Source organism: Priestia sp. FSL W8-0524, from assembly GCF_038005965.1.
Classification (GTDB): domain Bacteria; phylum Bacillota; class Bacilli; order Bacillales; family Bacillaceae_H; genus Priestia; species Priestia zanthoxyli.
In genome coordinates, this window is record NZ_JBBOUG010000001.1 from 2,123,344 (window position 1) to 2,145,526 (window position 22,183).

At 36.2% G+C, this 22,183-nt stretch carries 21 protein-coding genes, 1 tRNA gene and 1 riboswitch; of the genes, 14 read left to right on the top strand and 8 right to left on the bottom strand.

The genetic code is table 11. The annotated features are described in order from the left end of the window. Nucleotides 1-2 precede the first annotated feature (2 nt). Nucleotides 3-1,880 (bottom strand): molecular chaperone HtpG, encoded by a 1,878-nt coding sequence (htpG, locus tag NST66_RS10635; protein WP_155008108.1) that lies wholly within the window; start codon nucleotides 1,878-1,880, stop codon nucleotides 3-5. Nucleotides 1,881-2,090: 210 nt separating this feature from the next. After that, nucleotides 2,091-2,169, top strand: a riboswitch (ZMP/ZTP riboswitch). 168 nt (nucleotides 2,170-2,337) lie between these two features. On the opposite strand from htpG, the gene NST66_RS10640 reads away from it, so the two are divergent. The 4 genes from NST66_RS10640 (at nucleotide 2,338) to NST66_RS10655 (ending at nucleotide 5,587) form a co-directional block, all read left to right on the top strand. After that, on the top strand, nucleotides 2,338-3,537 hold the full coding sequence (locus NST66_RS10640; protein WP_013057119.1) for a phosphoglycerate dehydrogenase: 1,200 nt from the start codon (nucleotides 2,338-2,340) through the stop codon (nucleotides 3,535-3,537). Nucleotides 3,538-3,661: 124 nt separating this feature from the next. Further along, nucleotides 3,662-4,123 (top strand): hypothetical protein, encoded by a 462-nt coding sequence (locus tag NST66_RS10645; protein ID WP_311264524.1) that lies wholly within the window; start codon nucleotides 3,662-3,664, stop codon nucleotides 4,121-4,123. A gap of 256 nt (nucleotides 4,124-4,379) precedes the next feature. Then, the gene (locus tag NST66_RS10650) at nucleotides 4,380-4,922 is read left to right on the top strand and encodes a DUF6143 family protein (RefSeq protein ID WP_014460037.1); all 543 of its coding nucleotides are present in this window, start codon (nucleotides 4,380-4,382) and stop codon (nucleotides 4,920-4,922) included. A 515-nt stretch (nucleotides 4,923-5,437) separates the two neighbouring features. Continuing rightward, nucleotides 5,438-5,587 (top strand): hypothetical protein, encoded by a 150-nt coding sequence (locus NST66_RS10655; protein WP_014460035.1) that lies wholly within the window; start codon nucleotides 5,438-5,440, stop codon nucleotides 5,585-5,587. Nucleotides 5,588-5,696: 109 nt separating this feature from the next. On the opposite strand, the gene NST66_RS10660 is transcribed toward NST66_RS10655, so the two are convergent. Beyond that, nucleotides 5,697-5,768, bottom strand: a tRNA-Ala gene (locus tag NST66_RS10660). Nucleotides 5,769-5,874: 106 nt separating this feature from the next. Then, a complete protein-coding gene (locus NST66_RS10665) occupies nucleotides 5,875-6,423 on the bottom strand; it encodes an HD domain-containing protein (protein ID WP_098626497.1) in 549 nt (182 codons plus the stop codon). Nucleotides 6,424-6,662: 239 nt separating this feature from the next. Here NST66_RS10665 and NST66_RS10670 point away from each other — a divergent pair, with 239 nt between their 5' ends. Together NST66_RS10670 and NST66_RS10675 are read left to right on the top strand one after the other, a co-directional pair. Next, nucleotides 6,663-7,964 (top strand): GH25 family lysozyme, encoded by a 1,302-nt coding sequence (locus NST66_RS10670; RefSeq protein WP_155008106.1) that lies wholly within the window; start codon nucleotides 6,663-6,665, stop codon nucleotides 7,962-7,964. Nucleotides 7,965-8,145: 181 nt separating this feature from the next. Continuing rightward, nucleotides 8,146-8,376: a hypothetical protein gene (locus NST66_RS10675; RefSeq protein WP_016764194.1), complete on the top strand. Its 231-nt coding sequence runs from the start codon at nucleotides 8,146-8,148 to the stop codon at nucleotides 8,374-8,376. A gap of 141 nt (nucleotides 8,377-8,517) precedes the next feature. Here NST66_RS10675 and NST66_RS10680 read toward each other — a convergent pair whose 3' ends face one another. Further along, a complete protein-coding gene (locus NST66_RS10680; RefSeq protein WP_063247974.1) occupies nucleotides 8,518-9,414 on the bottom strand; it encodes a DMT family transporter in 897 nt (298 codons plus the stop codon). Between the two features lie 136 nt (nucleotides 9,415-9,550). Between NST66_RS10680 and pdxR the strand changes: the two genes are divergently transcribed. From pdxR to NST66_RS10705, 5 genes are all read left to right on the top strand, one after another. Further along, nucleotides 9,551-10,984, top strand: coding sequence for a MocR-like pyridoxine biosynthesis transcription factor PdxR (gene pdxR, locus NST66_RS10685; protein WP_047750930.1), 1,434 nt, complete (start codon nucleotides 9,551-9,553; stop codon nucleotides 10,982-10,984). Nucleotides 10,985-11,497: 513 nt separating this feature from the next. Beyond that, nucleotides 11,498-12,130 (top strand): hypothetical protein, encoded by a 633-nt coding sequence (locus NST66_RS10690; RefSeq protein WP_034266280.1) that lies wholly within the window; start codon nucleotides 11,498-11,500, stop codon nucleotides 12,128-12,130. Nucleotides 12,131-12,267: 137 nt separating this feature from the next. Next, a complete protein-coding gene (locus tag NST66_RS10695; protein ID WP_154988750.1) occupies nucleotides 12,268-13,113 on the top strand; it encodes a DUF2971 domain-containing protein in 846 nt (281 codons plus the stop codon). 145 nt (nucleotides 13,114-13,258) lie between these two features. Next, nucleotides 13,259-14,458, top strand: a complete 1,200-nt coding sequence (locus NST66_RS10700) for a phospholipase D-like domain-containing protein (RefSeq protein ID WP_028413294.1) — start codon at nucleotides 13,259-13,261, stop codon at nucleotides 14,456-14,458. A gap of 358 nt (nucleotides 14,459-14,816) precedes the next feature. Then, a complete protein-coding gene (locus NST66_RS10705) occupies nucleotides 14,817-16,751 on the top strand; it encodes an alkyl/aryl-sulfatase (RefSeq protein ID WP_154988748.1) in 1,935 nt (644 codons plus the stop codon). Nucleotides 16,752-16,760: 9 nt separating this feature from the next. On the opposite strand, the gene NST66_RS10710 is transcribed toward NST66_RS10705, so the two are convergent. Continuing rightward, nucleotides 16,761-16,916, bottom strand: coding sequence for a hypothetical protein (locus NST66_RS10710; RefSeq protein ID WP_162871471.1), 156 nt, complete (start codon nucleotides 16,914-16,916; stop codon nucleotides 16,761-16,763). Between the two features lie 201 nt (nucleotides 16,917-17,117). On the opposite strand from NST66_RS10710, the gene NST66_RS10715 reads away from it, so the two are divergent. After that, on the top strand, nucleotides 17,118-18,410 hold the full coding sequence (locus NST66_RS10715; protein WP_154988746.1) for a Glu/Leu/Phe/Val family dehydrogenase: 1,293 nt from the start codon (nucleotides 17,118-17,120) through the stop codon (nucleotides 18,408-18,410). Between the two features lie 237 nt (nucleotides 18,411-18,647). Next, a complete protein-coding gene (locus tag NST66_RS10720; RefSeq protein ID WP_328141787.1) occupies nucleotides 18,648-19,208 on the top strand; it encodes a nitroreductase family protein in 561 nt (186 codons plus the stop codon). Between the two features lie 299 nt (nucleotides 19,209-19,507). Here the strand turns inward: NST66_RS10720 and NST66_RS10725 are convergent, their stop codons facing one another. The 3 genes from NST66_RS10725 to NST66_RS10735 form a co-directional block, all read right to left on the bottom strand. Beyond that, the gene (locus tag NST66_RS10725; RefSeq protein WP_063247971.1) at nucleotides 19,508-19,993 is read right to left on the bottom strand and encodes a hypothetical protein; all 486 of its coding nucleotides are present in this window, start codon (nucleotides 19,991-19,993) and stop codon (nucleotides 19,508-19,510) included. Nucleotides 19,994-20,014: 21 nt separating this feature from the next. Beyond that, a complete protein-coding gene (locus tag NST66_RS10730) occupies nucleotides 20,015-20,428 on the bottom strand; it encodes a thiol-disulfide oxidoreductase DCC family protein (protein ID WP_328141788.1) in 414 nt (137 codons plus the stop codon). A 236-nt stretch (nucleotides 20,429-20,664) separates the two neighbouring features. After that, nucleotides 20,665-21,165 carry a hypothetical protein gene (locus NST66_RS10735; protein WP_340843309.1) on the bottom strand — a complete coding sequence of 167 codons (501 nt, stop codon included), beginning with the start codon at nucleotides 21,163-21,165 and terminating at the stop codon, nucleotides 20,665-20,667. A 123-nt stretch (nucleotides 21,166-21,288) separates the two neighbouring features. On the opposite strand from NST66_RS10735, the gene NST66_RS10740 reads away from it, so the two are divergent. Then, complete coding sequence (locus tag NST66_RS10740) at nucleotides 21,289-22,107, top strand: hypothetical protein (protein WP_154972927.1); 819 nt, start codon at nucleotides 21,289-21,291, stop codon at nucleotides 22,105-22,107. The last annotated feature ends 76 nt before the right edge of the window (nucleotides 22,108-22,183 follow it).

Below are 22,183 nucleotides of genomic sequence, written 5' to 3' on the forward strand. Positions count from 1 at the left end.
TTTTATATCATAATTTTACAAATATCATTTGTGAATTCAACGGGATCACTAATAGATAAGCCTTCAATTAAAAGAGCTTGGTTATATAATAAATTTGTATAAAGGTCTAATTTCTCTTTGTCATTTTCAAATGCATCTTTTAAAGAAGCGAATACATCATGATTTACGTTAATTTCTAACACTTTTTCTGCTTTTACATGCTGATTGTCAGGCATAGCACTTAAAATTTTCTCCATTTCAATCGTTACTTCACCATCAGCTGATAAGCAAACGGGGTGTGTTTTTAAACGTTTAGACGCGCGCACATCTCCTACTTTTCCCGCCAAAGCTTTTTTCATATAGTCAAATAGCTCTTTATTTTCTTTTTCCTCAGACTCATTGAGCTGTTCTTCTTCTGCTTCAATCCCTAAGTCACTGCTCGAAACAGATTTAAATTCTTTTTCTTCGTACGTCATTAACATTTTAATCGCAAATTCATCGATATCTTCTGTAAAATACAGAATTTCGTATCCTTTATCTGCAACCAATTCTGCTTGAGGAAGCTTTTCAATTCGGTCGTATGATTCGCCTGATGCATAATAGATATACTTTTGATCCTCAGGCATGCGCGATACATACTCGTTTAGTGTTACGAGCTTTTTCTCTGTAGAAGAATAGAATAAAAGCAGGTCTTTTAATACATCTTTGTTGCTGCCAAAGTCACTGTAAACGCCGTATTTTAGCTGGCGGCCAAATGATTCATAAAACTTCTCGTACTTTTCACGTTCGTTTTTAAGCAAGCTTTTTAATTCGTTTTTGATTTTCTTGCCGATGTTTTTGGCAATCAGCTGAAGCTGGCGGTCTTGCTGCAAAATTTCACGTGAAATATTAAGAGATAAATCTTCAGAATCTACCATACCTTTTACAAAGCTAAAGTAGTCTGGAAGAAGATCTGCACATTTATTCATAATTAAGACTCCGTTTGAATACAGTTCAAGCCCTTTTTCAAATTCTTTTGAGTAGTAATCAAACGGACTATTTTCTGGAATAAATAAAATAGCATTGTAGCGAATCGTTCCATCCACATTAATATGAAGGTGAGTGAGCGGTTTATCAAATCCGTAGCGCTTTTCTGAATAAAACTGCTCATAGTCTTCTGAAGTCAATTCATTTTTATTTTTCTTCCAGATCGGTACCATACTGTTGATAACTTGTTCTTCTGTACAATCTTCTAGCTCGTTATCAGAACCTTCTTTAGGCCGTTTTTCCGTTATGTCCATTTTAATCGGGTAGCGGATAAAGTCTGAATACTTTTTAATGATCTCTTTTAAACGATACTCTTCTAGATACTCATCATACGTTTCATCTTCTGTATTTTCTTTAATTTTCAAAATGATTTGAGTCCCAACCGTTTCTTTGTCGCAAGGTTCGATTGTATAACCATCAGCACCAGTAGATTCCCATTTATAGGCTTCATCGCTGCCTAACGCTTTACTAATCACCGTTACGACATCTGCCACCATAAACGCTGCGTAAAACCCAACGCCGAATTGGCCGATAATCGTGTGCCCATCCTTTGTTTCATTTTCGTTTTTAAATGCAAGAGAACCGCTTCTCGCAATCGTGCCCAAGCTGCTTTCAAGCTCTTCTTGCGTCATGCCAATTCCAGTATCTGTAATGGTTAAGGTACGGTTAGTTTTATCGGGTGTTACTTTTATGTAATAGCTTTCTTTGTTAAAACGCAAGGAGTCATCTGTTAAAGCTTTGTAATAAATTTTATCGATTGCATCGCTTGAATTTGATAGAAGTTCTCTCAAAAATACTTCTTTTTGAGAATAGATGGAATTAATCATCATCTCTAATAATCGCTTTGATTCGGCTTTAAATTCTTTTTTTGACATAAGAAGTTCTCCTTTCCAAATAGGGCTTACAAAATAATTAGCACTTGAATAGATAGAGTGCTAATCACTCTTTTTATTTAACATGTATTAGGGTATTTGTCAATATATTAGGAGATTCACCAAAGAGATTAAAAATTAGACTGAAAAAAGCAAACTTTTAAAAAAAGGTTGAACGTTCTGAAAGAGTTTGCTAGAATATACTTAATTTCAAAGACTATATGTGACTGGCGAAACGCGGATAACCGTGAGGAAGCATATAGTGACGTAGCCGTTCGCCTGGGCAGAGGTAAGGGATTAATACATATCTCTTACCTCTTTCTGTTTAGGGGGAGAGGATATAGAAGTTATCAGACATGTAGGCTAAAAAACCAGACTTTTAAAAAAATTAAAAATGAAGTTCCTTTATCCAAAGGTAAAAACATGTAAAACTACGATGATAATCAGAGGAGAGTACAAAATGAGCACATTAACATTAGAAAAAGTACAAACAATCAAAACATTAAACAACATTGCACAAAAAGGTCTAAATGTTTTTAATCAAGAAGGTTATCAAATTGACAACGACAGCGAAAATCCAGATGCGATTGTCGTGCGTAGCTTTAACATGCACAGCATGGCATTTGACCAAAATTTAAAAGCTATTGCACGAGCTGGAGCAGGGGTTAACAATATACCGGTGGACGCTTGCACGGAGCAAGGTATCGTTGTATTTAATACGCCAGGAGCTAATGCAAACGCAGTAAAAGAAATGGTTTTAACTACAATTATGGCTTCTTCTCGTAACTTATTTGCTGGAGTTGAATGGACAAAAGGATTAGACGGCCAAGGTGATCAAATTCCTAAGTTAGTTGAAGCAGGTAAAAAACAGTTTGTTGGAAAAGAAATCAAAGGTAAAACATTAGGCGTTATTGGTTTAGGTGCAATTGGTGCTCTTGTAGCAAACGACGCGCTTGATTTAGATATGGACGTAATTGGTTTTGATCCATTCATTTCTGTTAATACAGCTTGGAATTTGTCTCGCAACGTACAGCGTGCAATGTCTCTAGAAGAACTATTTGCAGCATCTGACTATATTACGGTTCACGTTCCATTAACGGACGATACAAAAGGTGTTTTCAATAAAGAGACGTTTAGCATCATGAAACCAGATGTTCATATTTTGAACTTCTCACGCGGTGAGCTTGTAAACGAAGAAGATATGAAAGCTGCTCTTGAAAGTGGAAAAGTTGGTCGATATATTACAGATTTTCCAAATCAAAATGTCTTGAACATGAAAAATGTTGTGCCAATTCCTCATTTAGGGGCATCAACTCAAGAATCAGAAGAAAACTGTGCGGTAATGGCAGCACGTCAAGTGAAAAATTTCTTAGAAACAGGAAACGTTAAAAATTCAGTGAACTTCCCGAATGCATCTCTTCCTTACACTGGGAAAAAACGCGTAGCTGCTTTCCATCACAACGTACCGAATATGGTAGGACAACTTACGCAAGTATTCTCAAACTACAATTTAAACATCGCAGATATGGTGAACAGAAGCCGCGGTGAATATGCGTATACAATGATCGATATTGACAATCAAGTAAGTGACGAGATTGTGCCTGAGCTAGAAGAAAAAATTGGTCAAATTGAAGGAATTATTACAAGTCGCATTATCTAATTTGGTTATCATCCTATTTTAGTGTTTCAGCCCTAACTTTTCTAAGTTAGGGCTGTTTTTACATGGTACTTATCTTCATATCATTTCCTTCATTCCCATAGCATATAGAAATACCTTTAAAGAGGTGAACGTTTTGTCAGGAGAAATGATAGGGATTTTGATAGGATCACTCATCGCGCTGGCAGGAACTTTCATTACGTCTGTCGTAACTATAGCGGTGTCGAAAGAGCAATACAAGAAAGAGCTTCGCAAAGCATTTATCCAAAAGAAAGTTGATGCCTATACCCATGTGTGTCAGGTTATTTTAGCTATAAAAAATGATTTACTGACAATAACCGTTTCTTCAGCCGGCTTAAACTGGACGGCTCAATCTATTAACAAACTAGCAGATGTATGTATTACGGAAGGACTGTGGATCGATGAAGAAGACAGCAAAAAGCTGGAGGTTCTGCAAAAGCAGCTTTCAAAGTTTGTATTGGATGAAATAGAACTGTCTAGACATGATATCCTCACAACCTGTTATGAAATTATTGAGTATTGTGAAAAAAAGGTAAGGATTCTTCATTTTATGACTACAAAAGAATAGGTGATTACTACTTTAAGAAGGGATAGTAGACGGATTAAATAAACATTGGACGATAAAGTAACGAAACAATCCTTTATACACCAGGTATAGACAAGAGTACTAGGAAGAAAAGAAAAAAGTGAAATTTCATTTTGGAAAAGTGATAGAAAAAGGTAGGCACAAGAGGGTGTCTATCTTTTTTTCGTTTATATATACACTTGTCCAAGCGTTTATCGAAAAACTTCATAAAATATAGTACAAAAAAGGGGGTGATTGTATGTCAAGTTATGAGTCGAACAAACCGTATATTAAAGCGGTTAATATACCTAATCCTTTATATCAATCGTTAAAAGGAGACTATTTTGTTGGACAAACTGAGCCTATTCGTTTTGGTGGAAACAGAAACGCTTGGGGCGGATTAGTGAACCCTTCCGGCTCCGGAGTAGATTTATTTGTGAATGCTTTTACTATCACTAACTATTCAAACGAACCTTTTACTGCTGAAATTTGGTTTAATTCTATCCCCCCTGGAAAAGGAACAACTTCAGATAATGTGAGTCCAGCAAATACTACAATACGTTCAAAGCCAAAAGGGAAAATTAAATTTGCAGAAATGGTAAAAGGCGTTCCTGCTAAAGGGGTAAACGTATTTAACCGTGTTGTTCCGCCGAAAAGTACATTAGTAAGCGATGAAGACGGCAAATTTATCTTTCCAAACAACGGTTCATACGTTATTTTCTTAGTTTCTCCAGGAAATAAAGAAATCGAAGCTGAAATTGCCTATGGATGGTTTGAAAAAAAGCGTAAGAAGGACTGTTAACTGAATAACTTTTAACGATGGTACAAAAAAGAACTTTGCAGCAGCATGCAAAGTTCTTTTTTATAGTTTGCATTTTTTCTTTCGATTATGGATAGAACCAAAGAGAAGTAAACACGCTTAACATCTCACGTTAATATCTAACTTCAAATTATCTTAAGCTTCAATTCATACTGGCTTCATATAAATTAATCATACTGAATGTATGAATAATTTATATGAGGTGGAGCAATGTTAAACAAGTTTTTTAAACTATTTACACAAAAAAACGAGATATCTAAAAATCAAGAAATAGAATTACACGAAGAGAACGATTTTGATGAAGTTTGTGATGAGTATTTTATTATAGATGAGTATTAAAAAAACTATAAAGCGCTGCAAAACTTAAAGGATTGATTAAGTATATCCGTGTATCGAGTAAAGGTATACTTTTATGGACCATTAATGTGTATAAATTGCTTTTTAAATGAAACATTGTGTAAAAAATGGGCATCCTAAAAGCAAAAGGAGGGGATAGAATGGACAAAGAAACAAAAGATGAAACAAGTGAAGGGCTGAATCAGCTTTTTGAAATTATTAATGCAAAAGGCGACGAGGGCGAACTTAGAGAAATTGTAAGTAGAAGCAATGAAAAGAACAATTATAAAAATCATGAGGATCAATCATAAAAAAAGAAAATAAAAAACCTCTTCATGGAAATCATGAAGAGGTCAAATGAAACAGTATTGCGACCATTCCATCGTGCAGAGTTTTAAACCCTTGATACAACTGATTTTATGGAACTGATGGGATTCGAACCCACGACCCCTTGTCTGCCAGACAAGTATTCTCCCACTGAACTACAGTCCCGATTATGTAGAGTCTTTATCGTTTATTGACTCTACTATATTTTAATACGTATATGGCACGTTCGCAATAGTTATTTTCAGTGTTTTCTAATTTCTTTATATGAATATTAACTTCTAAAAAAATCATTTACTTCTTGTTCGTACGTATAAAAGAAGCTTGGAATCTGACTTGATTCTAATCCTTTTACAGCGTATTTACTGATGGATTCGTAGTACCATTTCTGCTTTTCGAATCCTCTTTTAAAGCTATTCCAAATCGTATCTCCGTGCTGATTGTAGCTTTCTTTTAAAGACCATAAATTATCTAATTTATCTGCTACAATTAAGGCTTTCACTTCAAGAGAAGCTGTTTTAACGGTTTGAATTGTATGCTGTTTACGTTCTTCCCAGCTTTTTGATTTGTCTTCTGTATGAGCTGCAACAATCTCCGCTACTTCTAAGCCAAATCTTTGTACAATTTCTTCAAGTGTTACACTTGTATCTTCTACAGCATCATGCAGATAAGCTGCTGCTATTACTTCTTCACTAAAACCTGCTTTTTCTAAGATATTACCTACGTTAATAGGATGAACAATATAAGGTATATCAGACAATTTGCGCATTTGACCGCTATGAGCGTCTTCTGCATATCTACGTGCTTCCTTTATTATAGACATCATATTCCTCCACTTTTTATACAATATTTTTATATTTAGTATAAACGACTATGGCTCTTATAACTTTATTAAATTAAATAAATTCCTTTATTTTAATAAGATAACCCTCAAAAAAGGTCCTAGTAGCTCAAATCACTCCTTATCAGACAGCTTACTACAAAGCCTAATATCTATTTAATAGGCCTGTATCAGTTGCCATTTTCTTTTTTATTCATAGTTTGTATGAAGGAGTGATAGCAATGCAAAACCGTAATAATCAAAATATTAAGGTCATTGATGTTTCTCATCACAACGGAACAATTGATTGGACAAAAGTGGCGTCGGATGGGGTAAAAGGCGCGTATATTAAATTAACAGAAGGTACAACCTTCTTAGATAAAAAATCATATGATAATTATATAGGAGCAAAAAATGCAGGTCTACGTGTAGGCTTTTATCACTTTGCTCATGCTGATAATGATCCTATTGCAGAAGTTAATTTCTTTTTAAATAAATTAGGCAGCATGAAGGTTGATTTGCCTCATTGCTTAGATTTGGAAGAAAATAAAGGGAAAACAAAAGCGCAGGTCACAGCCTTTGCAGTTAGATGGATGGAATATATTGAAAGGAAAACAAGCATTACGCCTATTCTTTACACCGGGTATAGTTTTATTAAATCCAATTTTACAAGCGCCGTGGCAAGATATCCGCTATGGATAGCTCGTTACAGTGGAAGTAACCGTTCCAAGGGATTTACTAATCCAGGTGATACGGCCATTTGGGATAGATGGTCTATGTTTCAATATACAGATCAAGGTAAAGTAAACGGGATTAAAGGCAATGTTGATATCAATGAAATGGATCTGGATTTCTTTAATAGTATTAACACAGGCGTGACGGTGGTGAAAAATAATCAGTCATCAGCACAATTGCAGCAAGGTGATAGCGGACTAGCTGTAAAAGAACTGCAGCAAAACTTAACTAAATTAGGATTTGAGCTTTCCCAGCAAGGAACCGATGGCCAATACGGAAATGAAACCGTTGCAGCTGTTAAAGCTTTTCAAGAAAAGTATGGATTAACGTCAACTGGAAAAGCTGATGAGAAAACATTAGCTAAAATGATAGAATTGCTTAAGGGTGTAAGCAATTCTATAGAAGAATCATTACCAAAGGTTACTTCACTCGGAGATAAATATTCTTTTCAAGTAAAAGCGAAGAAGGATATTGGAGTCTACAAGTATGCGAATGTAACAGAGAATTTCAGAACTATAAAAAAAGGCACGGTATTTAGCGTATATGGCTATACGAGTGCAGCATGGGCTGTTCCAGGCGGATTCGTGCAAATGAAAGACGTAGAACCTATCCCAGTTACAATTAAAACAGGCGGATTGAGTAAAGACATGGAAACAGAGTTTCGTGCTTTCTTAAAAAATGAAGGAATTGACAGTGAATTAAACATACATGCAATAGGTAATCCGTCAGCTGAACTCACAGCAGCTGGACTGGATTTTGTAAAAGTTAAGCAATTTTTAGATAAAAAAGGCTGGTACTACAAGCAATAAACCCCCGCTCTGAAGAGTAGGGGTTTATTTTGAGATTTTATAAAAAAAGAAGAGCAGACATCAATTAAGTAATTAAAATATGTTCTAAATAACAAATTAGGTGATAACAAAAAAGTTTTTATGTATAGTCGACCTCTAACAGTCATATTTTTAGTCAATGGCTCATGGAGGGTGAATGAATATGAAAAATACGCAGATTCGAATTGAAACACTATCCTATCACTATGAAAGCATTATGGTGAATGATGAAGTAGAGCGTGCGATAAAAAGTATTGAAGTGACGTATCGAGCATATAAACATAACCACGTTTTAAACGGACACGTAGTACTTTCAGGAGAAGAGATTTACGATCTTCAGCAGCTGACTCACGCAGTGGCTGGGAAAATAAAAGCAGAATTAGAAACTACATAAAAAAGCGCCTTTCTTTAATGTTTGAAATTTAAAGAAAGGCGCTTTTTTATATTAATTATTAATTAAACTGCAAAAAGAAGAAATTAAAGTATGTTCTAAATAAAATATATAGATAAAAAACATAGCATCTAAGAGAATTCCCTAAGCCCTACGCATTACCTTTGCATTGTGAACTTTCTCTCTTTTACTATGTGTAAGCAACACGCCGCATAACGTAATGATGCTTCCAACAATGGAAGCTGCACTCGGGATATCTTTTAAAAGCAGCCACGCTAAGAAAAAGGACAGCGCAGGAGTTAAGTAAAGAGAGATGGCAGCCTCAGCAGAACCTATACGCGATGTCAGATAAGCGAGTACCATATAGGGAATAACGGTTGGAAATAATCCTAAATATATCACGCTTATTGCTGATCTGACAGAGATATGTGCAAGTTCTGTTTCTAAACCAGGTAAAAAAACAAGCATAGAAATTGTAGCCCCCCAAATACTGTACGTCACAAAAGAAAGGAAACCATATTTTTTTAATAAATTTTTTTGACATACTATATAGACGCTTTCTGCAAGGGCAGCTAGCAGAACCAGTAAGATTCCATTAACTGAGTGTACAAAATTCTCTTTGCTGAAGGTTAAAAGTACAATACCCGCAAAGCTTACTGCAGATCCAATCCATTTTCTTTTTCCGAACTCCTCCTGAAAAAGAAAAATAGCTAAAAGCGAAGAAAAAATAGGAGTAGTCGAGATCAGTAAACTCGCAATACCCGCACTTACCGTTTTTTCTCCAATGTTTAAGGCCGTGTGATAGACGGCAAAACCTAAAAAACCGAGAGCTAAAAGAAGTGGAATATCTTTTATGTCAGGCAAGGGCATGCGTGTGGCTATTGCAATAACTAACAGCACTACAGAAGCAATACTTAACCGAACAAAAGCGAGGTGCTGAGGAGAAAACGATTCCAGCCCTATTTGAATAACTGGAAATGCTGAAGCCCATAAGCTAATCATCAGTATATGTAAGAACACCAGACTAAACGTTAATTTCATACCTATTCATCTCCATTTTTCATTTTGAATCCAACCAGTATCTATTGTGGTTCCCATGTTAATAAACATTTGATAAAATGTCTTCAACCAGTTTAAAAGCAATTAACCCAACCACTTTAAAAACAGGAGTACGTGTATGAATCAAGAGAACAGTTCGAGTTATCCAAAATACAAGCAAATCATTGATTTTATGAAAGAGAAAATTGCGCGTGGAGAATGGCCGATTGGAAGTAAAATTCCTAGTCAGCGAAAGCTTGCTGCTATGTTTGATGTTAACCGAAGTACGGTCATCACCGCATTAGAGGAATTAACAGCGGACGGTTTAATTGAAGGTAAGATGGGAAAGGGAACCATCGTTATAAATAATACGTGGACACTTTTGGCTACAACTCCGCCCGATTGGGATGTTCATGTGAAATCAGGCATGCATCATCCGAGTCAAGCAATGGTACAAGATATTAATGAATCCGAATTTAACTCAAACCTTATTCAATTAAGCAAAGGAGAGCTTTCACCTGACATATTTCCTAAAAACAAAATGAAATACGCCGTAGAAAAAGTAGCAGAAAATATGGAGGTTCTAGGATACGAAGAACCAAAGGGGTATTTTCCTTTACGAAAAGAATTAAGTGCATATATGAAAACAATAGGGATTGAATCTTCTCCAGATTCTATTTTAATTGTTTCCGGCGCTCTTCAAGCTCTTCAGCTTATTTCAATTGGACTGCTGCAAAGAAACTCTTCGGTTTTGCTCGAAAAACCTTCTTATCTATATTCCTTACATGTATTTCAATCAGCCGGAATGAAACTCAAAGGCCTTGCTATGGATGAGGAAGGAATAAAAGTAACAGCTATAAAACGCGCCGACCCTCAAGAAGGGCAAGCTATTTTATATACAAATCCATGTTTCCATAACCCAACGGGAACATTAATGTCACAAAATAGGCGTTACGATTTGTTGAAAGAATGTGAGGAACATCAGCTTCCTATTATTGAAGATGATTTATACCGCGAATTATGGCTAGATAAACAGCCTCCGCTGCCATTAAAAGCTTTAGATAAAAATGGACACGTGTTATATGTTAGCAGTCTTTCTAAAACACTAAGCCCGGGATTACGGATCGGATGGATAGTCGGCCCAGAACCAGTCATTGAGCGTTTGGCGGATATTAAAATGCAAACAGATTATGGATCTAGCTCATTATCTCAAAGAGTAGCAGCAGAATGGTTTAAAAATGGCTTATATCAACAGCATATGGAAACTGTACGAACGGAATTGCGAACAAGAAGAAAAGTGATGCTGAATGCTTTGGAAACATACGCAGGAGATATAGCAACATGGACGAATCCTGAAGGAGGCTTTTTTATATGGGTGCATATTCAACCTTCTATTTCAATGAAATCTTTATACTCTCGTGCTTTAAAAAGAGGGATATTGCTTAACTCTGGAAGTATTTATGCACAAGAAACCGGCAGTTATCTTCGGCTTTCTTACGCCTATGCCTCTTTACCAGATATCGATAGAAGCATTGAAATTCTTGCTGAACTGATTCGGGAATTGCAAGTATAGTAAAAAAAGGAATAGTGGATTACCCACTATTCCTTTTTATTTGTATCAAACTATTCTTCTTATAAAAAACATCAAGTAACAACTGACTATATATTACCATCTATAAATACGTGTTATTTTTTATGGAAAAAATAAGTTAATAAAACTTTTAATTGACTTTCTGTACGTTTTACATGTAAATCGTGAATGGTTTTAACTACGTAATCATTATCAAACATTTCCAACACCTCAATTATTGTTAAGTTTCCTGTTTGTTATAGTTTATGAAATCAGCAGACGCATATCATCGGCCATCAGCTGTAACTTTACGGTTTATCTTTTACAACTAAAGGCTGAAACGTACGCTCATGATTGAACGCACGAATAACAGGATATGCAAAAAAATGAAAAGTGTGCACGTTTTGTTTTAAAAAAGCTATATCTTTAAAAAAAGAAAATTGTCACACACATTTATGAATATGTATCTATTAAGTAAGAAGACTTTTTTAGTTGGTGGGATTGAAGGTGAAAAAGATGGATGAATTATTTAAAGATCTTGATCTGTACAGAACGCAAGAAGAAATGAAGCAGTATTTTGAACATACGCAGCAAATGATTCATCAAAACAAAGAGTATATAAAATTAGCCAGACTTAAAAAAGGGCGTTTCAAAAAGTTTTTTGAAGAGTTTTATCCGCTTTATTGCTTCAGCCAATCTTCTTATTGTCCGAGGAATTCAAAATTGAAGCTTATTATTGGAAGTCAAGGATACGACGGATTAATTATTCAGCCGGATGGTACTGAAAAACGAATTGAAATTACTTCTTACAAAGATGGGAAACTGGAATTTGAAGATGCACAGAGGGTCAATTCAGGAAATTTTGCTCTACCCCGTATCCAGACGGAAGGTTCTGTGGAAGAGTATATAGAAAAAGTGCTAGAGAACATTCAAAAAAAGAGCAAAAAAGATTACAGTGGCGCATCCATTTTATTTGTTGTACACACGTTTCATTATTTTGAAGCCTATGGAAAAAGTTCAGCTGCCTTTATTCGTACCTTAAAAAAAGAAATGAAGAATACGGATTTTCGAGCGGATGAAATTTATTTATTGGAATTAAATCAGCCAGAAAGTGAAAGTGTTAAGCAAAACATTCATTTCATTAAATAAGAAGACACGCTGTAGATGTTGAGGTGTGTCTTCTTTTCTGATAATAGTAGAACTTAATGTAGGTGGATAATTTTGAAAATTACAACAATTAAGTGCTATAATTCAAGTATGAATATGCATTCAGAGGAGGAAAACCAATGGATTTAGCTTATAGAGAGAAAGCGTACGAATATGCCAAAAGATTCGAATCTAGCTATGACGATTATGATGAACGCTATAAGGTGCACAATAATCCGACGGTATGGCGATTTATGCCGCTGTCTGATTTTCAAGATTTACTAGAAACCAATGCGCTTTTTTTCGCAAAACCTGATGCATTTTCAGACCCCCTTGAAGGATGCTCTTCGATGTGGAACATAGAAGAGTTAAGAAAAAAAGGCGAACGTCATAACCGTACCTCTAGAACCTATATAAGAAAAATCCATGAATTTTCTGCTGTTTCATCCTGGCATATCAATAATTACGAAGCTGCTGGAATGTGGGACCTATATTTAAAGGGGAATGATGGCGTAGCTATTAAAACCACCTATGAAAACTTATTGTGCAGTATTAAAGATTTACGCTATAAAATCTTCTCTGGAAAAGTGCAGTACATAGACTTCCAAAAAGAAATGATCAGTCACTCTGTATATGACACGTTATTTTACAAGCGCAAATCCTATCAGCATGAAAATGAATTGAGGCTTGTTATTGTAGCAAGTCGTATACACGCTTGGAAGCTGCAAAAGCTATTCGAAATTCAAGGTATTTCCGCAAATCAATGGCAAAAACGAATGGATATCCTCGAAAAAAGATCGTATGAGTTTTCTCACGAGCATGGCAACCTCCTTACATGTAATTTACATCAGCTTATCAACGATATTTACGTATCGCCAAGAAGCGCTCAAAGCTGTGTAGATGAGGTAAAAGCTCTTACTAAGAAACACGGTCTCGCTTATAAAAAGGTTATTCAGTCTGACTTGTATAAGGACTATATTTACTAAATGCTAGCGAAGTACACAAAGGCTTAATCAAAACATGATTAAGCTTTTCGTGTTACACGTTTTATATTTCCATACATTTCCTCATATAAAATAAAACAAACCTCCAAAGCCTATATATACATATTAGACAAATCAGGAGTACAGTATGGTTAAAAAAATGCTGTTTATTTTAGTATGCGGGCTTTGTTTGTGTTTGTTTTTTCAATGGGACGTAAAAAAAGGCTATAACGCTTATGTTCGTGTACATCCGCTTATCGAAACGCCTGTTTACCAAGGCAAGATAGCGCTGTATACACAAGGAAGTAGTTTATATCCTACTTTATTTGAGGATATTAAAAAAGCAAAAAAGTACGTGTACATTCAATTTTTTATTATTCGAGCGGACAACATCAGCATGAAGCTATTTGAGCTATTGAAAGAGAAAGCAGCTGAAGGGGTAAAGATTAAACTTTCTGTAGATCGTTTTGGAGGAAACGATCTCTCCCGAACACTCATAGATGATCTTAAGAAAAATGGAGTTGAGTTTACCTTTAGTCGAAAAGCAAGCAGGCAGCACTTTTTTTATAGCATTAATCATCGAAATCATCGAAAGTTTGTCGTAGTAGATGGCCAAGAAGCCTATCTCGGAGGTTTTAATATAGGAGAAGAATACTTAGGGAAGCATAAAAAATTGGGCTATTGGCGTGATTACCACTTGCGAATTAAAGGAGAAGGTATTTTTGAAATTGAAAAGCAATTTTTGAAAGATTGGGAAGAAGACACGGGACAACATATATCTGCTCAGCGAGTTCCTATCGCTCGCTCTCATGGAGCAAACTATCAGCTATTGTTTTCAACTGGAGAAGAACTTGAGCAAAAGATGATTGATCTAATCAACCGTGCCAAAGTAAAGCTTACCATTGCTACCCCTTATTTTATTCCAAGTGAACATTTAATGAATGCACTTATTTCAGCAAAAGAAAAAGGCGTTTTAATCGATATTATACTTCCGGACAATACTGATGCGTGGTTCACTAAACCGCCTAGTTACCCTAAAACAGAGCAACTATTAAACAAAGGTATTCGAATTTTCTTATATAAAAAGGGGTTTTTTCACGGAAAAGTAATGGTCATCGATCATACGATTGCCAATATTAGCACAGCCAACTGGGATCCCCGAAGTTTTTATTTAAATGATGAAGCGAGCTGTCTTATTTATGATCGCGAGATGATTGCACACATAGAACGAGAAATTAATGAAGATAAAACAAACAGCCGCAGATTAACCAAAACAGTAATAGATGAAATCCCTAAATGGGAACGTTCTCTTAAAAAAACACCGGAATGGATTTATTATTATTTTTGAAAAAATACCCAAATCAAGTTTTAATTATTTTTCCCCGGGTATATATTCTATGTAAGGCCAATACAGGAAAGGAGAGACTGTACACATGCATTGTTTTACAGCGACTTCAAGAAACGTATTGAGCACCTTAGAAGGAAGATTTGCTTTAATTACAAAAGGAACATTGGTAAACAATCGTTATACTAAGTGCTAGGCTGTCTAATTCAGACAGAATACTCGACTATTCTATTCAAACATAACATTCAGTATAAAAAAGAAGATGCGTGCTAAGCGCATCTTCTTTTTTGTTGACTCTATTTTCTCTCTCTTTTGTACTTCGTCTTATTTTTACGCATAAAATAATAAAAAGGAGGGGGTTATGCTGTTTGATTATGAACGGGAGTTAACGATTGACCGAAAAGATGCTACTCAAAAGACTGCAGTCACTAATGCTGAGACTTATAAAAAAATAGACTGGGAACAAGTGAAATCAGAACAAAATCTTGCGGATGACCAAGCCCTTGTACGCGTACCTTTTCCGCTGATTTTCAAAAAAAATCAGCTGTATCCTGTATGGGATTTAAGAAAGTACGCTTTTTTATTTGAACAATCTACACCTGCTACTGTCCACCCTAAACTGTGGGAACAAGGAAAATTAAATGTACAAGCCGGTTTATATCAAGTAACTGAAAACATCTTTCAAGTAAGAGGCTTTGATATGGCTAATATTACATTTGTTAAAGGGAAAACGGGGTGGATTGTTATTGATTGCTTAACATCCAAAGAAACGGCAGAAAAAGCGCTTGAACTAGTAAACCAGCAGTGCGGTAAGCGTCCTGTTAGAGCTGTTATCTTCTCTCATTCGCATATAGATCATTACGGCGGAGTTCTAGGGATATTACCTGACTCAACACAAAATAAAACTAGTAAAGTTTATGCTCCTGCTGGATTTATGGATGCGGTTATTGATGAAAACGTCACGGCGGCAACAGCAATGACACGAAGAAGTCAATACATGTACGGTATTCGACTGCGACGCGATGAAAAAGGCCTAATTGACAACGGCATCGGAAAAGAAATTTCATTTGGAACAATCACGCTTATTAAAGGAATAGAAGAAATTCATCCTTCCGAACATCATTCTTATGTAAGTAAGAAAATTGACGGCGCCTCATTTCAGTTTCAGCTTACGCCAGGGACGGAGGCGCCTGCTGAAATGAACATCTATATTCCTAGTGAAAAGGCTCTTTGTATTGCAGAAAACTGTACGGCCACTCAGCACAACCTCTATACCCTTAGAGGAGCAAAAGTAAGAGACGCAGCAGCGTGGGCAAGGTACTTGCAGCAAGCAATCGATTTATTTGGCCAAGAACTAACAACTGTATTTGGGGTACATAATTGGCCAAGGTTCGGAAACGAGTCGTGTATTACCTATATCGAAAATCAACGAGATGTTTATCAATATATTCATGACCAAACATTAAGGCTGGTGAATCAAGGTTATACCATCGACCACGTCGGCCGAATGATGAAGCTACCGGAAACCCTATCTCACGAGTGGTATACAAACGGCTTTTATGGAACGGTTAACCATAACGCAAAAGCGGTTTATCAGCGCTATATGGGCTGGTATAACAGCAATCCTGTAGATTTAAATAAACTGTTTCCTGAAGAGTCAGCTAAGAAATATGTAGAGTATATGGGCGGAGCGGACAACATTGTCCAAAAAGCACAGCGCTGTTTTCAACAAGGCGACTATCAATGGGTAGCTGAAGTGACCAAACAAGTTATTTACGCTGATCCTCACCATGTGAAGGCAAAACTTTTATGCGCAGACGCGCTTGAACAATTAGGGTATATAGCTGAATCTGGTCCTTGGCGAAATGAATATTTAACAGGAGCCAAAGAACTTCGTTTAGGTAATATACCGCTGCCAGTCAACATTATTACAAAAGAAGTATGGGATACACTTCCTTTGAAAAATATTTTAGAACTATTTAGCATTCGCGTAGATGGATTAAAGGCGGGCGCATGTAACTATCGTATATTGTTTGTGATACCCGATCGTAATGAAGTAGCTCTCACAGAACTTAAGCATGGAATCTTTAGGTATCTTGGAGATACGCGAAAGAAAGCTGAGGTGACGGTAACGATGTGGCAAGATACCTTATACCGGCTAACAACTACAAATGATCACTCTTATAGCTCGGTCATATTTGTTCAAGGAGATAAATCAAAATGGGATTTCTTTTTGTCTTGTCAGGATTCTATTGATCCAAACTTTAATATTGTGACACCTGTTTCTAAAAAATAGAGTACCTGATTACAACTCAGAAAGCACATCGTTGACTTTTTGTTCAAAACAGCTGTCGCATGTGAAGATTTCTTTTTCTTGAAAAGATGTTAGCCTTTCTCCACAGATGGAACAGCATTCTATATAGTGATTGTTTCGCTCTTGTTCTTTTCTTTCATGTAACATAGCACTTTCCTCCTTCTTTTCAGTATAAATAGTTTGTCTTATTTCTTTAAGTATATACTAATATCAGCCTATGCAGGGAATATAAGGCGTGCTAATGCAGATTATTTATAAAATAAAAGCGTTGTAAAACCGCTGAAATTGGCACAGGAATTGCATATTAAATCATTGAGAAATTTCAATGATTAATATGGGGTGAACAGAATGTCCATTACAAAAACAGCTAGTGAATTAAAAAAAGAACAGCAGCAAGAACAGGAATCACTTAATTTATTTTTATCTACTCAAACCGTTATTCAAGAAGCGCTTCAAAAACTAGGGTATGGTGAAGAAATGTATCATTTGTTGAAAGAACCGCTGCGCATGATGACGGTTCGTATTCCAGTTAAAATGGATAACGGATCGGTAAAAGTATTTACAGGCTACCGCTCTCAGCATAATGATGCTGTCGGGCCTACTAAAGGAGGCGTACGCTTTCATCCTGAAGTAAATGAAGAAGAAGTGAAGGCATTATCCATTTGGATGAGTTTAAAATGCGGGATTGTCGACCTTCCGTACGGCGGAGGTAAAGGCGGAATTGTATGTGACCCAAGAAACATGTCGTTTGGTGAACTAGAGCGACTCAGCCGCGGCTATGTAAGAGCCATCAGTCAAATAGTTGGGCCTACTAAAGATATTCCTGCACCGGATGTCTATACAAATTCTCAAATCATGGCGTGGATGATGGACGAATATAGCCGACTGCGTGAGTTCGATTCTCCTGGTTTTATTACCGGAAAACCTATCGTACTCGGAGGATCTCAAGGACGCGAAACTGCAACGGCTAAAGGAGTAACCATTTGTATAGAAGAAGCTGTTAAAAAGAAAAACCTTAACTTGCAAGAAGCACGGATTATTATTCAAGGCTTCGGAAATGCCGGCAGTTTTCTTGCTAAGTTCATGCATGACGCAGGAGCAAAAGTAATTGGCATTTCAGACGCGTACGGAGCTCTTTATGATCCGCTTGGTCTTGATATTGATTACCTGCTTGATCGACGCGACAGTTTTGGTACCGTAACGAATTTATTTACCAATGTGATGACAAACGAAGAACTATTAGAAAAAGAATGTGATATTTTAGTACCCGCAGCCATTTCGAATCAAATTACGGTTCGTAACGCTCATCGCATTAAAGCTTCTATTGTAGTCGAAGCAGCGAACGGACCGACTACACTTGAGGCTACGCGCATTTTAGACGAAAAAGGCGTGCTTTTAGTGCCAGATATTTTAGCGAGTGCTGGAGGCGTAACGGTTTCATACTTCGAATGGGTGCAAAATAATCAAGGCTACTACTGGTCTGAAGAGGAAGTAGCTTACAAATTACGCAAGGTAATGGTGGATTCATTTGAAACGATCTATCAAATCGCTCAAGAAAATGGCGTAGACATGAGACTTGCTGCTTACATGGCAGGAATCAAAAAATCAGCTGAAGCTTCTCGCTTCCGCGGCTGGGTATAAGATAAAAAACGATTTGGACTACATGTTCCAAATCGTTTTTTATTTACCAGAACTGCCAAATAATTAAAAGAAAACCTGCTAAAAAAACAAACATGCATAAAAAATTGGCATATTTATTTATCGCAACCCGAATAATGGCAAAACAATTGACAGTGAGAATGATTTTCAATTATTCTATATATAAGATATATACATACCTATACTAATAAATTGAATGTAGAAAAGGAGACAGAAAGCATGAGCGTATTAGATATTATTAAGGCCAGAAGAACGATTGGGGCTATGCAAGACAAAGACGTATCAGAAGATGCTATCAACCTTATGTTAGAAGCAGGCACTTGGGCTCCTAACCATAAAAAGACAGAGCCTTGGAAATTCCGAGTGTTTACAGGGGATTCACGCGTTCGTTTAGGAGACGAAATGGAACGTATTATGAAGCAAAAAACTGCTCACTTAAGTGAAGAAGAAGCGTTGAAAAAAACAACAAAAGCAAAAAAAGGACCGCTTCGCGCTCCTGTCATTATTGCTGTAGCAGTAAGTCCTTCAGGAAAAGTGCCTGAAATTGAAGAAATCTCTGCCGTAGCGGCAAGCATACAAAATATGCTATTAGTAGCGGAAGAACAAGGTTTGGCTACAATTTGGAGAACGGGTGATATTGTCTATCAGTCAGAACTGAATGACTTTTTATCTCTAGAAGACGGCGATAAGCTCCTAGGCTTAATTTACGTCGGACATCCTAATAAAGAAGTTTCATCAAAACGTATTCCGTATCAAGATAAAACAATTTGGTATCGTTAAAAGGTTATTTCTGTGTTTCTATAAATAAAAGGCAGCAGCTCATAAGTTGAGCTGCTGCCTTTTTTATTGTTTTTGAAAGTGGCATAAAGAAATTTAATGCCAACATGCAGCGGCATCAATTTGCACTTTTATGGGTTTACCTGCAGCAGTTCTTTTTAGTATCTTATCGCGAACTTCCCTGGTTTCCGTAAATACTAGTCAGAACAAAAAAGGAGTTGTCTGTGTTCAGTCTTCTTTGCGAAGACCAAAATAATAAGTACACGCCAAACCGAAGATAATGGGCGGCAAAAGAAAGACGATCATTTAACGGTCACCTTCCTTTCGGATGATTGAACGTCTACTTTCTGCGTTGGGGTAGCAGTGTTGACAAAGAAGATGCCTTTTAACTTTGAGTATTCCATCAATACTAATAGCAAACTCATCGCAAGAAGCGGAACACACACCACTTTGGCAGGAATGTTGAAACAATAGTTAAGGACGGTGATGTTGGCAATAATGGGGAGAAAAATAATGTTCCCTAGTGTCGCGGTACGCGGTATCACCAATAACAACGCAGCTAATAATTCGCCAGTGGCAATAAAATAGTTGTAGAAATCAGAATACCCAAAGAAATACCACGCCAGTTTCATCGCAGAATCTTTTGTTGAATCAAACACGAAATCGCCTGTTATAAATTGTCCTGGGTAGATTTTGGCCATTCCATAAATAAGAAACGTAATAGCCATGGTCCACCTTAGGGTCGCAAGGATACTTAAACGAAATTTCTCTTTTGTTGATAAACGCATTGTTTTCCTCCATTTGTATGCTTAGTCCAAAAATCGCATTTTGGCTTCAGGGGTTGGCAACATACATGACGTTTGTTTTCCAAACCACTTATACCGATTACATGCAATGAAACGATAGAACAGGTTTCGAATGAACGCGGGAACCACTTGGAAACACGCCATTAGTTGAATGGGTCCTCGAAGCTGGCGGACAATATGTAGGATAGCCGTAGACTCTGTGTAAAGATTCCCGTTCATAAGAAGAATGACCGAGTGAAGTGGTGGGTGCTCATAGTTATGCTTACGCAGCAAGGTTCCCGCAGTATCAGATTGAAGCGACACAAAACGAAATAGAGCACGTGAATCTCGTTTGATAACAAACTGTACCCATCCGTTGCAAAGATTGCAAACACCATCAAATAGAATAATAGGATGGTGTGATGGATTTGGCGGCATGACGTTCCTATCCTTCCTTTTTTATGAATATTTACTAAAATAAGTATAATTGTTTACGTGTGGGACTACAAGACGTAAGGGTAAAAGTGGAAATGTTTTATGTGAGTTCAAGTGAATTTAAGCAAGAAAACAGAGTCAAATACAACACTGTTTTTGTTTGAATTTGAATGTAGCAGCTTATCTCATAAACTTCTACTTTTCTGTGTTTCTTATAAATAACTAAAAACAATTGCTGCTTAATTTCTTGGAACAGGGGAGAGGGAATAATAAATATCATATTCTTTATCAATATGAGGGACTGCTTCAGTATCGGTACGGGTTTCAATTGCCATATTTGATTTTGTTGGGGTACCGGCATAAAAATCGTACTTTACACCTTTTGGAGTCGTTATTTCACTAGTGATATCTGTATTTCCCTTTGATTGTTTAATAATAGCTGGATTCCCATTAAAATACCAACGGATTTTTTGATCCTTTTGAGTTAATGTAGCTGTTCCTATACCTACATTCGATTTTTCTTTAATTGTATAGATAACAATCTTTTCGTTATCTACATATTTGCTTTCACCGATAATATCTTGTATTCCTGTAGACTCTTTTTTTGCATTTTCAAAGGCTTCATCTTCAGTAGAATAGAATTCCACGTCTTTTTTACTGTTTACGTTCGTTGCTGAACAAGCCGTTAGTATACTGGCTGACAGTAGAGATGCGAGTAATGCAGAATATAACTTTTTCATACAAACCCCCGTTTTATTAATTCCTTTAATTTTAATCTTAATATAAATAGTTAAAATAATCCATTTATGTGATATAGTTGTTCAGTATGTAAAAGTTAAACAACAAAGAAATGGAGTTTCACAATGAAGAATTCAAGGAAGATAGCAGCAGGAGCAGCTGTTCTAACTGTTGCTTTTAGTTTAATGGGATGTACCTCAAAAGAATCAATTAGCAAAAATACAAAACAAGAAGAAGCCCAAAAAGAAATAAAAATAGAGTTAACGTTTCTCCAAAATGAATGTGATCGTCTTATTAATAAAGATGAGGACATAGAAAAAACGTTTCAAAGTTATAAAAATGATTTTAATTTGTTATCTACGTCCGTTAACAGTACTGCAAAGGTTAATAAAATGAATAATGACGAGTTAGAAATAAGTATCAATAACCTTGAAAAAGATGTTGATAAACTAAATGGAGAAGAGGCTTTAAAAGCTTATACGAAATACACTTCCCCTAAAACAATATATAAAGTGACAATGATGAAAAATATGCATTCGGTTATCGAGGCCACCAGAGGTTGGGATGACGGCAAGGATCTAGGTATATCATTCTTCTACGACCACCTCCATTCTTCTCAAGAAGATATTAATAGAGATATAAAACCTACAGTTAATGACATAACAAACGGACCAGTATACAAACTGCATATAATAAAAGATGAATTACAAAAGCATCGAGATGCTTTTAGTAAGGAACAGCTTGAAGAATTAGAAACCGCAATGAAAGGTTTTGATTATTCCTTGGATACTCAATTAAAAACCATCAGATCATATAAAAACATTGTTAACAATCCGTACACAAGTAATAATTATGACTATGAAGAAGAAGAAAAATATAACGGAGCCCGCACGTACCTTACTGATTTTGAATCGGATTTAGGTGTTGCTAAGCCTGAGTATTAAAAACGCATCCTTCCTATAAAGTTTTGGGAGTTTGAGGGGATTAACAAAAAGTGCTTGGATATTTAAATATCCAAGC

Excerpts from the sequence above, each read along its gene's own strand:
- NST66_RS10705 (WP_154988748.1), top strand. The coding sequence starts at position 14,817 with ATGCTGTTTGATTATGAACGGGAGTTAACGATTGACCGAAAAGATGCT.
- NST66_RS10735 (WP_340843309.1), bottom strand. The coding sequence starts at position 21,165 with ATGAAAAAGTTATATTCTGCATTACTCGCATCTCTACTGTCAGCCAGT.
- NST66_RS10720 (WP_328141787.1), top strand. The coding sequence starts at position 18,648 with ATGAGCGTATTAGATATTATTAAGGCCAGAAGAACGATTGGGGCTATG.
- NST66_RS10690 (WP_034266280.1), top strand. The coding sequence starts at position 11,498 with ATGGATGAATTATTTAAAGATCTTGATCTGTACAGAACGCAAGAAGAA.
- NST66_RS10665 (WP_098626497.1), bottom strand. The coding sequence starts at position 6,423 with ATGTCTATAATAAAGGAAGCACGTAGATATGCAGAAGACGCTCATAGC.
- NST66_RS10640 (WP_013057119.1), top strand. The coding sequence starts at position 2,338 with ATGAGCACATTAACATTAGAAAAAGTACAAACAATCAAAACATTAAAC.
- NST66_RS10650 (WP_014460037.1), top strand. The coding sequence starts at position 4,380 with ATGTCAAGTTATGAGTCGAACAAACCGTATATTAAAGCGGTTAATATA.
- NST66_RS10740 (WP_154972927.1), top strand. The coding sequence starts at position 21,289 with ATGAAGAATTCAAGGAAGATAGCAGCAGGAGCAGCTGTTCTAACTGTT.
- pdxR (WP_047750930.1), top strand. The coding sequence starts at position 9,551 with ATGAATCAAGAGAACAGTTCGAGTTATCCAAAATACAAGCAAATCATT.
- NST66_RS10725 (WP_063247971.1), bottom strand. The coding sequence starts at position 19,993 with ATGCGTTTATCAACAAAAGAGAAATTTCGTTTAAGTATCCTTGCGACC.
- NST66_RS10670 (WP_155008106.1), top strand. The coding sequence starts at position 6,663 with ATGCAAAACCGTAATAATCAAAATATTAAGGTCATTGATGTTTCTCAT.
- htpG (WP_155008108.1), bottom strand. The coding sequence starts at position 1,880 with ATGTCAAAAAAAGAATTTAAAGCCGAATCAAAGCGATTATTAGAGATG.
- NST66_RS10695 (WP_154988750.1), top strand. The coding sequence starts at position 12,268 with ATGGATTTAGCTTATAGAGAGAAAGCGTACGAATATGCCAAAAGATTC.
- NST66_RS10680 (WP_063247974.1), bottom strand. The coding sequence starts at position 9,414 with ATGAAATTAACGTTTAGTCTGGTGTTCTTACATATACTGATGATTAGC.
- NST66_RS10655 (WP_014460035.1), top strand. The coding sequence starts at position 5,438 with ATGGACAAAGAAACAAAAGATGAAACAAGTGAAGGGCTGAATCAGCTT.
- NST66_RS10715 (WP_154988746.1), top strand. The coding sequence starts at position 17,118 with ATGTCCATTACAAAAACAGCTAGTGAATTAAAAAAAGAACAGCAGCAA.
- NST66_RS10675 (WP_016764194.1), top strand. The coding sequence starts at position 8,146 with ATGAAAAATACGCAGATTCGAATTGAAACACTATCCTATCACTATGAA.
- NST66_RS10710 (WP_162871471.1), bottom strand. The coding sequence starts at position 16,916 with ATGTTACATGAAAGAAAAGAACAAGAGCGAAACAATCACTATATAGAA.
- NST66_RS10730 (WP_328141788.1), bottom strand. The coding sequence starts at position 20,428 with ATGCCGCCAAATCCATCACACCATCCTATTATTCTATTTGATGGTGTT.
- NST66_RS10700 (WP_028413294.1), top strand. The coding sequence starts at position 13,259 with ATGGTTAAAAAAATGCTGTTTATTTTAGTATGCGGGCTTTGTTTGTGT.